Here is a 15,249-nt window from a genome sequence, read left to right as displayed (position 1 = left end):
GCCCTTAAAAGTTAATTAAAAAGGTCAATCTATGGGTTTAGGTGTCGGTATCGTAGGACTCCCCAATGTCGGAAAATCTACCACGTTTAATGCGCTGACCAAAGCGCAAAATGCAGAATCAGCGAATTATCCTTTTTGTACGATCGAGCCCAATAAAGCCATCGTACCCGTTCCCGATCCGCGGCTTGAAGAGCTTGCGAAAATCGTCAATCCCGAGCGTATTCAACACTCTACCGTTGATTTCGTGGATATTGCGGGCTTGGTTAAGGGTGCGAGTGCGGGCGAGGGACTCGGCAATCAGTTTCTCTCCAATATTCGTGAAGTCGAAGTTATTTTGCATATGGTACGTTGTTTTGAGGACGAAAACATCACGCATGTGGAAAACAGCGTCAATCCGATACGCGACATCGAAATTATCGAAACGGAACTGATTTTAGCCGACGTGCAGCAGCTCGATAAAAAACTCGATCGCTTACGACGTCAAGCCAAAGCCGATAAAAGCGCGCAAGGAGTCTTAGAGATCGCAGAAGCGTTAAGAGCGCATTTAGACGAGCTCAAACCGGTGAGTACGTTTGCCAAACAAGACGATGCACACTTTGAAGCTTTGGATAAAGAGCTTCGTTTCCTCTCCAACAAAACCGTCATTTACGGCGCAAACGTCGATGAAGCGGGACTTTTAGAGGAAAATGATTTTGTCAAAGCGGTCAAAGACCATGCTAAGACCGTCGGTGCGGACGTGGTCGTATTGTGTGCAAAAGTCGAAGAAGAGATGGTAGCCCTCGAAGAAGAAGAGGCCGAAGAGTTCTTAAAAGAGTTGGGCGTGCAAGAGTCCGGCTTAAAACAGATTATTCGTTTGGCATTCGAAAAACTGGGGCTTGCGTCGTACTTTACCGCGGGTGTCAAAGAGGTACGCGCATGGACGATTCGTAAAGGGTGGCGTGCTCCCAAAGCCGCTTCGGTCATTCACAACGACTTTGAAAAAGGTTTTATCCGCGCCGAAGTGATCGGCTATGACGACTATATCGCATGTCAGGGCGAAACCGGTGCAAAAGAAGCGGGTAAAATGCGCTTGGAAGGCAAAGACTACGTCGTCCAAGACGGCGACGTCATGCACTTTAGATTTAACGTTTAAACGTCGTGGGGTGTTGACATGTAAACACCCCTTTCTTCGATAAAATTACGATTTTTCACTGCATAAGGTATAAAACGGTCATTTCTTCAAAAGGGCATCTAGCATAAGCAAATATTCCGATAAAGTATTTTTCAAATCATAATCCTCTTTGATCATGGAATGAAAGTACATACCGTCCGCCGTTGCGATAAGGCTTTCTAGCCATTTCTTGGCGTCGGTTTTTAAATAGCCGTTTTGAATCATCTCATCAAAAATGGCGTCAAGATACGTATAGGTCACATCGTAAAAATCAATATTAATTTGCTTAATGTATTCATTTTCAACGTTCATATAAAGCACAAAGGTATCGCGTACTACTTTATCCAAATCCGCATACATTGGATCGGTATTAATATCGGTATAGGAAGCAAAAAATACCAGTAATTTGTCAAAAAATGTTTTTTTAGTCTCAATATCTTGGGCGACGTGTTCAAGCATTTCATCGCTTTTACGTCGAATCACTTCATAAATCAATGCCTCTTTTGTCTTAAAGTAGTAGTAAAACTGCCCTTTAGACATACTCAAAGACGCTATGAATTTATTAAGTGAAAAGCTACGCATGCCGTTTTGAACAAACATCTCATATGCCTTTTCACAAATGAACTGCGTTTTGTCTTCCATTTTGACTTTTTGTGCCATACCGTTTCTCCTTCCATTAAGCGTATTATTGTACCAAGTTTAGGCTATCATTGAAAACCACTACCTTATTTTTGAGTATAGAATTTTCTAAGCTTATCATCCCACGGTGCGACCATTTTGTAAAAAGCAGGAACAACAAACAAGCTTAAAAGGGTGGAAATGAGCAGTCCAAAGATAACGCTAATCCCCATCGGCGCTTTAATGCCTGAACCCTCACCAATTGAAATAGCAAGCGGCAACATACCAAAACACATCGCAATCGTTGTCATCAAAATAGGGCGCAGCCTTGACACACCCGCATGAACGATGGCACTCTCCAAATCCATGGCTTCGTCTCTGTTTTTATTGGCGGCATCGACAACCAACGTGGAGTTTTTACCGACAAGCCCTAACAATAAGAAAAGCCCCATCATGCTAAAGAGACTCATCGGCATATTCGCAAAATAGAGCCCTAAAAAAGCACCTGTGAAACTTAAGGGCATCGCGCTCATAATGATGATGGGTTGCAGTGGCGATTCGTACAAGGACGCTAGAATGAGATAGATCATAATGATAGCCGCCATAATGGCAACGCCAAACGCTTCGTTGGTTTCTGCCATACTTTTTGCATCTCCTTCAAGCTCATAACTGACTCCCTCTAAAAGCCACTGGTCTTGATGGGCGATGACGGAGTCCACAAGCTGGTCTAGTGTTAGATCGTGCGATAGATCGGCTCCCACAAGAATATACTTCTGGCGATCCCATCGTTTGATGGTTGTGGGAGCGTTGGCATGCGTGATGTGAACCAGACTTGATAACAGGATCATTTGGTCTTTGTCATTTTTGATGAATAGATTGCCAATCTCTTCGGGACTCATGCGCTTCTCATCGGATAGACGCATCACAATATCGTACTCCTTGCCGTTTTGGCGATAGTAACTGATTGCCATCTCTCCTGAATAAGCCAGCGCGACCAAATTGGCGATGTCGCTGGTTTTGACACCGTATTTGGCGCTATTGGCACTGAGAATTTTTAAAGAGAGCTCGGGAGATCTCTTTTGTATATTGCTTTGAATACTCGTAGCACCTTGAATCGTGTGTAAATGCTCCATCAGTTTACGCGCCGATGTTTCAACCAAAGCTTCATTGGATGCTCTGAGAATGATCTGAAACGGCGTTACAATCTCACTTCCCGCACTTCCATCTTCTGTTTCATTGATGTTGATTTCGATGCCATCATAAGCCTTGGCTTGTTCACGGATCTCATTCATGATCTCTTGTTGGCTTTTACGGCGTTGATCGATGGAGACAAGCTTGACGAAAATAGCGCCCTCGTGAATCGAGCTGTTAAGCCCCACCGATAGGGAAGAGTAATCAACCTCAGGACGTGTTAAGAGCTCTTTTTGAATCTTTAGCGATTGCACTTTCATCGCTTCCATCGAGATGCCTGTGGAAGCAGTTAAAGAGATTTTGAATTGGCTTTTATCCTCTTTGGGCATAAAGACCATGCCCAAGTTTTCCGAGAGCACTAACGAGAGTATAAAAAGGACTAAAGCGCTTAAAAGCGTCGTTTTTTGATAGTGCAACGCTTTGGTAAGCACTGTTTTATACCATTGCTCCAAAGCAAGGAAGATGCGCTCTGTTTTGAGGTAAAAAGCCGAATGTACCGGTTTTGCGACCAATGAAATAACCATCGGTATAAGCGTAATGACGATGATGTATGAAACACACACTGCCGCAACAATGGTAATGCCAAAACTTGTAAAAAAGCGGCCGATCAGACCACTCATGTTTGCAATAGGAATAAACACCGCTAAAAGCATCGCTGAAATGGCTAAAATCGAAAAAGAGATCTCTCCCACACCCTCTTTTGCCGCTTGTAACCTTGGAATGCCATCTTCGAGCTTTTTATAGATGTTCTCGATCACTACGATGGCATCGTCGATAATAATGCCAATGGCAAGAGTCAGTGCGGTAAGGGTGAGAAGATTGAGCGTTTGAGAGTTCCATCCCATAATCGCTAAAACACCAAAAATCGATACGGGTAACGCAATAGCGGCTACAAAGGTTAATGTCAGGTTGCGTAAAAAAACCAAAACGACTAAAGAGGCTAAAGCACATCCTAAAACAAGGTCAAATTGAACACTGTGCAGGGTTGATTTGATAAATGTCGTTGAGTCAAATAAAATATCGATATGAAACTCTTTGGAGAGTTTTTGTAACGTTGGAATCTGCTCTTTAACGCTATCGGCAATCTCAATTTCATTGGCACCAGAGACCTTTTTGATTTCGAGTAAAACACCGCTGTTGCTATTGAAGTTGGCATACGTTCGCTCATCGGAGATGTCATTTAAAACCGTTGCAACATCACCCAGTAAAACGCCATCTTTGATTTTAATGGTTTTTAACTCTTCCACATTTAACGCATCCGCGTCAATGGAAATGCTCCACTCTTTTTCATGTTGAACAACGCGTCCACCGTCTCGTTTGATGTTTTCTTCATTGATTTTATTGGCAAGATCGTTAAGGTCAAGACCGTATTCGCTCAGTTTGGCTATATTAGGCGTAATTTTAAGGATTTTATTGCGTAAACCGATCACACTGACTTGTCCCACGCCTCGGACATTTTGCAGTTTTGGTTTGACGGTTTCATTGGCAAAGATCATCAAATTTTGAACATCTTCGGATGTTGTTGAGACAAAAAGGGTGATAATAGGTGCGGCATTCATCGAATATTTTTCAATAACAGGCTTATCGACGCCACTTGGAAGTTCGATGGAAGCGACTTTGTCCCTCACGTCGTTGGTGGCATCTTCGATGGATTTGGTTAGTTTAAATTGTGCTACAACCACCGAAACGCCACGAGAGGTGTTGGAACTCACACTCTCAAGCTCGGAAATACTGCTAATCGCTTCTTCGATTTTGTCGGTGATCTTACTCTCAATCACTTCTGCTGAGCCATTTTTGTACGTTGTCATAACGGTTACGACGGGAATATCGACATTGGGAAGATAGGTCTCTGGCATTTTTTGCCTTTGGGTGTACCCAAAAAACAAAATTGCCAGCGCAAACATAAGGGTGGTAATCGGTTTTGAAATTGCAAATCGGTGCATAGGATCCTCTATTTTGGCTGAATCATGCCATCGCCAAACGTGCCGATAATCACATCAACACCGTTGGCTTCAGCGTACAATTTTTTGCTCTCTTGATGAATCACAGGGTAAATCTTCGTGATATTTACGCAGAGGGGTTGGCTCTCTTTGGCATCTTTTTTGAAACAAAAAGGATCACCCACATGCACATCGTAAGCAAAGCGTGAATCAAACGCTAACAAAAGCTTTTTTTCATGGGAGACAAGTTTTAAAAGGGCTTTTGCACCTGTTCCTGTCATATCTCCCACTTCGATGTTTTTCTCCGCAATTACTCCTGAAAAGGGGGCGGTTAACTTCATTTTTGCAACTTTTTCTTCACTTAAAAGGAGGGCACTTTTAGCCCTATCAAGTTCTGAGCGCAATTTTTCAAGGGTGTTTTTATCGAACACTTCAGCACTGTTTTCATAGCGTTGATACTGTGCAACTAAGAAGTGGTAGTCACTTTTTGCCATCTCTAAAGCCGCTTTTTCTTCTTTATCATTGAGGGCTAAAAGTAACTGGGATTTGGTTACATGGCTTCCGACATCGACGTTGATGGTTGAAACAATGCCTTGTGTGACGACATTTAAAGAAGCTTCCTTGAGTGCTTTTACTTCGTATGTGGCATAGATGTCTGCGAACACAACGGTGCATAAACCTATGATGAGTGTGACTATTTTTTGCATTAAGACTCTCCTATGAGTGTTGCTAAATCAATGCCCATAGCAAAGGCATGTTCTGCTTTTTTCAGTTCAATTTCATTTTTTGCCGCTATGGAGCGGTAATACGCCTCTTCTTTTTTGGTCAGTTCACTGAGGTAATCCGTGTGGCTGATGAGGTTCTCTTTAAAGCGTTTCTTGGCGTATTCATATGCCATACTGGTTGCATTCAGTGCTGCATCGGCGGCATTTAATTTGATGCGCGCAGTCTCTAGGGCGCGTCTGGCGATCTCTTGATCCATCTTGGCTTCTTTTTCTTTAGATGCAATTTCTTGGTTGAGGGCTAAAACCCCTAACCTTGCCGCTTCTTTGTCTTTGGCAATTTTACCTGCATCAAACAGCGGAAAGCTAAATTGAAGACTAAGATCGCTGTTTTGTTTGGGAAGCGATGTTGTACCGCTTTGCTCTTCAAAGGTGGAATAGGTGTTGTTTTTGAGTGCGTATTGAACAGAAACGGTTGGCAAGTACGTGTACTGTGAGGATGCAAACTCCAAGCTTTGTGCCATCTGTTTATCGGCTTTAATGTCTGCTCTTTGCCCATCATTTGTAGCTTCTGTCTCACGCAGAAACTCTTCTTCTTTTTCCAACGAAAGGCTGAGTCCCGTTACATGTAAAAGTTTCAAACGAGAACTTTCCAGTTGAAGTTTTAGGGATGCAAGGTCATACTCTGCCTCTTTTTTGGAGGCTATCATGGCATGGACTTTATCGTTGGTTGCAAGATCATTATGGACTAAAACGGTGATGTTTTTGATGTTTTCTTCTAACTCTTTGAGTTTATAGTCCAACACGAGCATACCTGATTTTGCATTTTGAATGGTGTAATACTCTTTGATGATGTTAAGCTGTAGCTGTTGCTTGGTAAATTCGCTTTTATATGTCTGTGCATCGTAAGCACTTTTTTGCGATGCGATCTTTGCTTCCCTTTTAAAACCGTCAAACAAAATGTATGAAGCCCTTAGTCCCATATAATCACTGTTTTGAGGTTCATATGAGGTTTTTTTAAACTTCGTCTCTCTGCCTGCGATCATATCGAGAGTGGGAAAATACTCTTTTTGAGACGACTCATGCTCTTTTTGAGCTTTTTCTTGGTAGCTGAGTTGCGCTTGATACAATTCATTATTGCCAACCGCACGCAAGAGCTCTTTAAGACCTACATCAGCGTGCACATATTGCCAAGACCAAAATGCTAAAACAATAAAAAGTTTTATGTTCATACGATACCTTGTCTCTTTCGCTATTAAATTTGGACTGATTTAAAAAATAAACCATCGGTCTAATTTTAATTAAGAAGAGCTTGTGTTTAAATTAAACCATCGGTCTAATACTGGATCTGGTTTTGCTTGTGAAAAATACTTCAATGATAGGAAGCGTATATGAAAATACCGCCATCGTATTACGATTGTTTACGCTGCGTAAGCTTCCGATCCTTTCCTCGCTAAAAAGCTTTTTTGCGATTTTTTTGCTCTTTTTTTCATTTACCATTCTTGTACGTTTCTAAATAAAACAGATTACATAAAGAGTTTAAAATGCAAAATGATCTTCTTTCTCGATCAGAGCGTTTGGCGACGCTCAAACGTTTACGCGATTTTTTCAACGCGCACAATTCTCAAACGCTTAAAGAGGCTTACGATGCGTTTTCGCTCGAGCATTCGATCGACGAGGACGAATTGGAAATTTTGTTTAATCGTTATTTCGTGGGACCCATGGAACCGATTGCCGATCCTTTTGCCTCGGTCTATATCGACGATCCTCAAAGCGTGATGACGCAAAGCACCTTACATGTAAGATCGCTTTACGAAACGATGGGCTTTTTTTATCCCTTAAAAAACATCGTCCCCGAAGATCATATCGGCGTGGAACTGGATGCGTATTACCAATTGATTTATTTAGAAGAGGTCAAAAACGTCGCCTATTTAAGCGAACTTCGTTACTACTTTTTTCACGAGCATATCGCGGTTTGGATGCCGCAATTGATCGAACGCGCGATGCATGGACGAAGCGAAGGCGACAATGCGATTCACTTTATTTTAAACGAGCTCAAATCATTCTTGATAAGAGAAACAACGACAACAAGGAGTCACGAATGAGTTATTCCAAAGCAAAGGTTGAGGAGATACTCAACAACACGATCAGCAGAAGGAGCTTTCTCAAAGGGCTTGCCGCAAGCGGTGTTTTATCCGCATTGCCCGGAGGCGTTTTGGAGGCAAACGAAGATTTGAATACGAAAATCCCCTATTCGGGCGAAAAAAGTTATCAAACTTTCCGTAATGCGTGTCCAAGAAACTGCTACGATACCTGTAGCATCAAAACGTACGTCAAAGACGGCGTGATGCAGTTTATCGAAGGCGCGCAAGAATCGACGTATACCCGAGGCGGATGCTGCGTTAAAGGTAACTCGTACGTCAAGCGCGTCTATTCGGCACGACGTCTTAAGTATCCGATGATGCAAGTCGGCGGCAAGGGAAGCGGAACGTGGAAACGTATTTCGTGGGATCAAGCCATCGACATCATTGCTAAAAAACTTTTGGACATGAAAAAAGAAGACGGTACCTTACTGGGTGCGGCATTGACCAAATATTCCGGTAATTTCGGCATTACGCATTACGGTATCGAGGGTATGTTTAACTCCATCGGCTATACGACGCGCCTTGCGGGAACGCCGTGCTGGCCTGCGGGTATCGACGCGCAAAACCTCGACATGGGCGATATGTGGTGTAACGATCCTGAAGAGATGAAAGACAGCAAATTCATCATTCTGTGGGGTGTCAATCCTGCCGCAAACTCCGTACACTCCATGAAGTACATTTATGAAGCCAAAAGCAAAGGGGCGAAGGTCGTCGTGATCGATCCGATTTTTACGGAAACGGCATCCAAAGCGAGCCAATACCTTCAAATCAAAACGGGAACGGACGGTTTGTTGGCTTTGGGAATGGCAAAAATCATCATCGATGCAAAATTGCACGATCAAAAATGGTTGGACGCTCATTCCAAAGGGTATAAAGAGTACAAAGCGTACCTCGATAAAGAGGTGAAATTAGACGACGTCTCCAAAGTGACGGGTATTCCTTTAGCGATGATTAAAGAGTTGGCTTTATCGTTCGCCAAAGCGAAACCTGCAACCGTTTGGATGGGATACGGTATGCAACGCCACACCAACGGCGGTTCCATGATCCGTGCGATCGATGCGTTGGTGGCAGTAAGCGGTAATATCGGCAAATACGCGGGCGGTGCACGCTACGGTCATCTTAGTACTTGGGGCTTCAACTATGCGGCACTCAGCCAAGCCAAACCCGAGGGTAGCGTGGGATACACGGGACCTGAAGGTGCTAAAGGCGAATTTGCCCAAGTGGGCGGTGAAAAAGCGGCGTATACCGATCGCTTTTTAAACATCAATAAAACCGCGCGTGAACTCCTAAGCGCCAAAGAGCCAAAAATAAGACTTCTTTGGGTGGCATGTAAAAACGTTTTCGCACAAGATTTTGATCGCAATCAGTTGATTCGCGCGTTTCAGCAACTCGATCTCGTGGTCGTCGCCGATCAATTTTTTAACGAAACCGCCAAATGGGCGGACATCGTTCTTCCCGTTACGACGCAGTTTGAAGAGTACGACGTCAACGTCTCTTACTGGCATTATTGGTTGAGCATTAACGAACAAGCGATTAAACCGCTTTTTGAGATCAAATCCGACCTTGAAATTGCCGCGATGCTCTCCAAACGTATGAATCAACTCTCCAAAGGCTCGTGTACGTTCCCGCAAAGCGTGGACAGCAAAGAGATGACGATCAAAGAGTTCAATCCGGCGATTTACGAGCAATTCGGTATCCAATCATGGGAAGAGCTCAAAAAGGGTCCTGTTAAAGCCAAAGCGGTCATTCCGTATGCCGACGGTAAGTTTAAAACCCCTAGCGGTAAGTTTGAGTTTTACTCCGAAAAAGCGTTGGAGCTTTTCGGTAGCGCGTTGCCGGCGTATCTTGAAGTGCGTAAGCCCTACGATCGTTTCCGTATGACCTCACCGCACAGCAGGTGGAGCTTGCACTCTCAGTTCCAAAATTTGGAATGGATGGAGGATTTTCATCCGGAGCCTTACGTGTACGTCAACCCTGATGATGCGGAAGAAAAGATGGTCTCCACCGACGATATGGTTGCCGTTTTCAACCGCCAAGGTGTTTTACGCGTGCGTGCGAAAGTGACCGATAACGTTCAAAAAGGAACGCTTATGATGTACGAGCAGTACTATCATAACACTATCTACAACGTCAACGAACTCGTCGACGACACCAGTTCGGATATGGGTGCATTTAAAACGGGTGCGCCGGGTGTTGCGTTACACGATACGTTTGTTAATTTCAAAAAACTATAAGAGGAGAGGACGATGCAAAAAGCATTTTTAGTCGACGGAAGCATCTGTCTTGGATGCAATACCTGTGCTATGGCGTGTAAAAACCAATACCATCAAGACCAAGGCGTTACGTGGCGAAAAGTCCGTGAGATCGGTGCGGAAGATTATCTGATCGACAATAACAATATTTTACCGACGCTGACCTCGTACCAAAAAGCACCGAAAGTGTCGATGCCGATGGAGCGATTTTACTTCTCCTTGGCGTGTAACCACTGCGAAAACCCCGCTTGTGTCGCCATTTGTCCGGTCGGAGCGCATACGAAAGATCCGGAAACCGGCATCTGTAAACACGATCAAAGTATTTGTATCGGCTGTGGCGGTTGCGTGAAAGCGTGTCCGTTCGGGGCATCGAAGTTCAATACGAAAATGGGACGCGCCGAAAAGTGTAGTATGTGTTGGGAGCGACAAGAAGAGGGCAAAACGACCGCGTGCGTCCAATCGTGTCCGGTTCATGCGATCACGATTATCGATCTACACGATCCCAAATACAAAGAGCTTCGAAGCGATCCTATCGGTATCGACTATGCGATCGATGCGGAGACGAAACCTTCGACACGCTTTATCCATCCCTTTATGCCTAAAGAGATCTACCGACAACCCAAAGGATAAACGATGTTACCGCTAAAGCTCAAAATCGCATGGTGTATGCTCTGGGCTTTACTCGGTTGCGCTTGGGGCAGTATGGGAGCCCCGAGCGTGTGTAGTTTCGGCGATCCGCAGTTTGGCGAATTGTCGCATCAGCACGCTGAAATCGAAGAGCCTGCTCAATACCGCGTCGGAGAGGAAAACTTCGTTATAATAAAACTGGAAAAGCCCGATCTGCCCTCAGGCTACTTTGTCAATGTTCTGGTCGATACGCTCGAATCGCCTTCTTCTTTGCCGGTTATGCAAGGCTGGTATCCGAAAACGAGCATTCGTCCTTTAAGCGAAGGACGGCACGTTATCGGCATACGCGTCAATTTGATTTATAAAAGCAGTTGAGGCGGAATTTTAGTTGCAAGTCTTGCAAATACGACACTAAAATTCAACGCACGCAAGTAAAAAGCTTTGCGAAGGAGCAAAAAACGTGGATAAGCTTTTTTTAGAGCATTTGAAAGCCCTCAGAATTTTGTATGCCGAAGACGAAGACGGCATACGCAAAAATATCGCCGCATCGCTTCGCTATTACGCCAAAGAGGTGTTGGAGGCGGAAAACGGGAAAGTCGCTTTGGAGTTGTACCGAAACGAACGCCCCGACATCGTGATAACCGACGTACTGATGCCCGTCATGAACGGAATCGAACTGGTCGAGAAGATTCGTGCCGAAGACGAAACGACGCCTTTGGTAATTATTTCGGCGCATACGGATAAGGAGTATTTGCTAAAAGTCGTCGACCTTCATTTGGAGCAGTACATCGTGAAACCCGTGAATCTCAAAGGATTGCTCGAAGCGTTGCAGCGATGTTTAAAACGCATTAGCAAAAACCATGCGATCGTCTACGAATTGCCGTGCGGTTACTTCTACGACGTCGATCATAAAGAACTTCGGTTTGAAGGCGAGATGATTCATCTCAACAAAAAAGAGGCTCTTTTTTTAGAACTTTTATTGCACAATAAACAACGCATCGTCACGTACGACGAGCTCCAGTCGCACATCTGGCAAGACGACGTGATGACCGATAGCGCGCTTCGTTCTTTGGTGCGAAATTTACGCAAAAAACTGCCCAAGGATTTCATTACGAACCTCTCGGGTGTAGGATACCGATTTGAAATGTGCTAGACTTTTGTATTGGGGACTTTTGATCGCGCTGATCGCGCATGCCGAGGGTTGGAAAGAACCTTTTCATGCGCGCCAAGACGATTTTAATACCACGCTTCTGAATGAAAGGGTCAAAGGATCGCATATTAGCGTTTTTTTCCCGACGATGCCGTATCTGTATGTTTCCAAATTGATTAACGGGACGCTCGTGCGTTCCAGCGATAACGAAAACGGCTGGGAATACATGATGGCGACGTCCCATCGCAAGATCGACGATTTGACTTACGAATTAACGCTCAGACGCGGCGTCTTGTTCCAAAACGGTACACCCTTTAACGCCGATTCGGTGGTGGAAAATTTTCACTATTTTATGCAAGATCCCGTCGTTTATTCGGACATTCACAAAAGGCTTCAAAGTGTCGAAAAAGTCGATGCTTACACGATTCGCATTCACCTGAACAAGCCTTACGGATTATTGTTTAGCGACCTAACGTCGATCAATCTGTATCCGAGCGAGTACTTGAAGCGTTACGGTTGGAGCACCAAAGAGGGTTCTACATGTAACAGTATGCAAGCTCCAGGCCCGTGGGGGTTAGGACCTTACCGATTGGAAAAAGGGTATGCGACGGGACGGTATCAAACGCCGACGTTGGAGTTGGTCGCCAATGAAAATTACTACGAAAAAGGGCTTCCGTACATCGAAAAAATCACGGTCTACACGGAGCTGACTTCCCAAGAAGCCGTACGAATGGCATTGGAAGAGGGAACGCTCGATATTACGCCGATCCCGTTTAATAAAAAAGTCGAAACCGTGCTTTCCAAGTACGCGCGATTGGTTACCAAACCCTCGCTTCACAATATCTCGATCTATTTTAACCTGCTAAAACCCAAGAGTCGTTTGCAAGATCAAAAGATCCGCATTGCACTCAATAAAGCGATCAATCAGGAAAACCTTTTAAATTTTGTTTACAAAAACGAAGGTGTGTTAGCCCCGAGCGAAGCCAGTCCCAATTACCGTTCGATCAAACGCGCTATCACGGATTTGCCGACGTGGGGACAACGTGCAAGAAATACCGCCGACGAGGAAAAAGCACTCAAACAAACGCTTGAGGGATTGCACCTTAACGTCATTACGATGGATAGGTTTATGTTTTTATGGCACGGGATCGAGCATCAGCTCAAACGCTACGGTGTGAGTTTAGAATATACGATTACGCCGAACGAAAAAGTCATTTACGAGCAGCTCTTAACCAATCGCGAATCGCCTAAAACATGGGATATTTTGACATGGGGAAATGACGATTGGAGTAGTAACAATCCGTGGACGGCATTTTTTGCGTACCGTGTTGCCGATAAATGGTCGGCAATGGACAAAGACGACGTGATGCAAACGTATATCGAGCAGTTTTTCGACGCAGAGTTTCAAAGCGAAAGTTTTTACGAAATTGTCTCTAAAATCGTCCATCGCGCCTATGAAAAAGCTTACATGTTAGCCGTTCCCGCACCCAATATCGTTTTGGCGGTCAACAAAGAGGTCTCTTATGAGCCTTCTTCGGTGTTGCTGATGCCGCTGTGGAAAGCAAAAATTACGAAATACCATCGCTCGATCGCTACGTCGACATATCCTAAAGAGCGCGAAGCTCCGTTGATTCCTTTAAGGTTTAGCTATGATTAAATACCTCTCCATTCGGCTTAAATTTTTGTTGATGGCGTCGCTGGGCGTTTGCTCCATCGTGACGCTCTCTTTTTTGGCATTTGACATTACGCAAAAAGGGGTCGTGAACGTCAACAACGTTTTTGAAGGCTCCAAGCGCGTGCAGACGATCCAACAGACCTATATTTTGCCGCTTTTTAAGCTCAGAGAACAGTCTCTCTCTTTAATTATGGCACCCAACGAAGATTTGCGTAAAGATATTTTACGGACGATCAATGCGATGTATCAAAAGATGGACGAACCTTTCCAACGTTTGCCGAAAAACGTTTACGATCAGTGGCAAAATTACGTGACGTTGATTAGGGCGAACCAGTCTTACCTCAAAGACGATTTTGAAGAGGGCGCGTTTATTAACGCCAATACGGTTGAACGCGACCAATTTTACGCGCTGATGGATTCACTAGATGAAATGCAGCAAAACGAGCTTTCCCATGCTTCGGATACCTTTACCAAAGCCAACAAAGAGGCAAATAATTCGCGTTACTTTATCGTTGTATGGCTGATCGTTATTATCGTGCTTACTTTGTTGATCGGTTCGTATATTGCCAAAAATATCGTCGATTCTACCTTACATGTCAGCAAAGGACTACGCGAATTTTTCGATTATCTCAAATCGCCCTCGACCGAAGAGGCGACAAGGATTCATATACCGCTGAATAATAAAGACGAGCTAGGCGATATGGCGCGGCGTATCAATAAAAATATCGAAATTATCCAAGCCAATTTAGAGCAAGACAGCAAGCTGATCGAAGATGCGACCAACGTCGTGGAAGATTTGAAACTCGGCAATTTGGATCGGCGCTTGGTGGCGCGTGCCAACTCCGATCAGCTCAACCTTTTAAAAGCCGTGATGAATGAAATGCTCGATAATTTGGAATTTCGCATTCAGCAAGAAATTAACGAGCGCACGCGTCAAGAACAGCTTTTAATCCAGCAAAGCAAGCTTGCCGCCATGGGCAATATGATCGGCAATATCGCACACCAGTGGCGTCAACCTTTGGGCGAAATCAACGCGCTTTTGATGATTATTCAAGTCAGACGCCATTTTGAAGATTTTACCGAAGAGTTTTTAAACGCCAAAATAGAAGAGTGCAACCGCATCACCGAATACATGTCCAATACCATCAGCGATTTTCAAAACTTCTTCAAACCTTCCAAAGCCAAAGAGATTTTCGACGTGACCCATGCGTGCGAACGCGCCAGTTCGATTTTGCAAGCATCACTCAAATACCACGCTATCGAGTTTCGTTTGGAAAAAAGCGAAGGTGCGCAGGTCTTAGGCTATCCCAACGAGTTTGCGCAAGCGATCTTAAACGTTCTGTCCAATGCCAAAGACGTTCTGATCGAACGTCAAATCGAAGCACCGTATATCGCGATGAGCGTTAAAAACGGCAAACGCTACACGTTGATCAAAATCGAAGATAACGGCGGCGGCATCGCGGCGGAGCATATCGAGCGTATTTTCGAGCCTTATTTTACGACCAAACACGCCAAACAGGGTACTGGAATCGGGCTTTATATGACCAAGATGATTATCGAAAATAATATGAACGGCATCATTAACGTCAGCAATACGAACTACGGCGCACTCTTTACGATTAAGCTCAAACGGGAAAGTTAGCACTTTTAAGACGCCTTTGACGCAAAAAACTTGCTTTAATTTATTTTAAAAATTACTGTTACCTCTTCTTTTTGGGCTTGATCTCATTTTTTTGCTATTTTTTTTTACTACGATGCGTGAAAATTTAATTTCAAGGAG

General features: G+C 44.2%; 12 protein-coding genes. 8 read left to right on the top strand and 4 right to left on the bottom strand.

Annotation, left to right across the window (positions count from 1 at the left end):
* Nucleotides 1-31: 31 nt before the first annotated feature.
* Nucleotides 32-1,132: a redox-regulated ATPase YchF gene (gene ychF, locus NL930_RS09170; protein WP_254376483.1), complete on the top strand. Its 1,101-nt coding sequence runs from the start codon at nt 32-34 to the stop codon at nt 1,130-1,132.
* Nucleotides 1,133-1,210: 78 nt separating this feature from the next.
* On the opposite strand, the gene NL930_RS09165 is transcribed toward ychF, so the two are convergent.
* From NL930_RS09165 to NL930_RS09150, 4 genes are all read right to left on the bottom strand, one after another.
* Entirely contained in the window at nt 1,211-1,810 is a 600-nt protein-coding gene (locus NL930_RS09165) for a TetR/AcrR family transcriptional regulator (RefSeq protein ID WP_254376482.1), read from the bottom strand.
* Nucleotides 1,811-1,875: 65 nt separating this feature from the next.
* On the bottom strand, nt 1,876-4,902 hold the full coding sequence (locus tag NL930_RS09160; RefSeq protein ID WP_254376481.1) for an efflux RND transporter permease subunit: 3,027 nt from the start codon (nt 4,900-4,902) through the stop codon (nt 1,876-1,878).
* Between the two features lie 8 nt (nt 4,903-4,910).
* Complete coding sequence (locus tag NL930_RS09155; RefSeq protein WP_254376480.1) at nt 4,911-5,606, bottom strand: efflux RND transporter periplasmic adaptor subunit; 696 nt, start codon at nt 5,604-5,606, stop codon at nt 4,911-4,913.
* Nucleotides 5,606-6,853 (bottom strand): TolC family protein, encoded by a 1,248-nt coding sequence (locus tag NL930_RS09150; protein WP_254376479.1) that lies wholly within the window; start codon nt 6,851-6,853, stop codon nt 5,606-5,608. The genes NL930_RS09155 and NL930_RS09150 overlap by 1 nt, the downstream gene beginning before the upstream one ends.
* 312 nt (nt 6,854-7,165) lie before the next feature.
* Between NL930_RS09150 and NL930_RS09145 the strand changes: the two genes are divergently transcribed.
* From NL930_RS09145 to NL930_RS09115, 7 genes are all read left to right on the top strand, one after another.
* Entirely contained in the window at nt 7,166-7,726 is a 561-nt protein-coding gene (locus NL930_RS09145) for a molecular chaperone TorD family protein (RefSeq protein ID WP_060826348.1), read from the top strand.
* Complete coding sequence (locus NL930_RS09140; RefSeq protein WP_254376478.1) at nt 7,723-9,999, top strand: molybdopterin-dependent oxidoreductase; 2,277 nt, start codon at nt 7,723-7,725, stop codon at nt 9,997-9,999. The genes NL930_RS09145 and NL930_RS09140 overlap by 4 nt, the downstream gene beginning before the upstream one ends.
* Before the next feature lie 12 nt (nt 10,000-10,011).
* Nucleotides 10,012-10,647 carry a 4Fe-4S dicluster domain-containing protein gene (locus tag NL930_RS09135; protein ID WP_041961941.1) on the top strand — a complete coding sequence of 212 codons (636 nt, stop codon included), beginning with the start codon at nt 10,012-10,014 and terminating at the stop codon, nt 10,645-10,647.
* Nucleotides 10,648-10,650: 3 nt separating this feature from the next.
* Complete coding sequence (locus NL930_RS09130) at nt 10,651-11,019, top strand: hypothetical protein (RefSeq protein ID WP_254376477.1); 369 nt, start codon at nt 10,651-10,653, stop codon at nt 11,017-11,019.
* Nucleotides 11,020-11,104: 85 nt separating this feature from the next.
* Nucleotides 11,105-11,797 carry a response regulator transcription factor gene (locus NL930_RS09125; RefSeq protein ID WP_041961939.1) on the top strand — a complete coding sequence of 231 codons (693 nt, stop codon included), beginning with the start codon at nt 11,105-11,107 and terminating at the stop codon, nt 11,795-11,797.
* Nucleotides 11,784-13,451: an ABC transporter substrate-binding protein gene (locus NL930_RS09120; RefSeq protein ID WP_254376476.1), complete on the top strand. Its 1,668-nt coding sequence runs from the start codon at nt 11,784-11,786 to the stop codon at nt 13,449-13,451. Before NL930_RS09125 ends, NL930_RS09120 begins: the two co-directional genes overlap by 14 nt.
* The gene (locus tag NL930_RS09115; protein WP_254376475.1) at nt 13,444-15,111 is read left to right on the top strand and encodes a sensor histidine kinase; all 1,668 of its coding nucleotides are present in this window, start codon (nt 13,444-13,446) and stop codon (nt 15,109-15,111) included. The genes NL930_RS09120 and NL930_RS09115 overlap by 8 nt, the downstream gene beginning before the upstream one ends.
* Nucleotides 15,112-15,249: the final 138 nt, after the last annotated feature.

The organism is Sulfurospirillum sp. hDNRA2, assembly GCF_024206095.2.
Taxonomy (GTDB): Bacteria; Campylobacterota; Campylobacteria; order Campylobacterales; family Sulfurospirillaceae; genus Sulfurospirillum.
The sequence above is the reverse complement of the archived record's forward strand: the minus strand, read 5'-3'. Positions and strand labels throughout refer to the sequence as shown.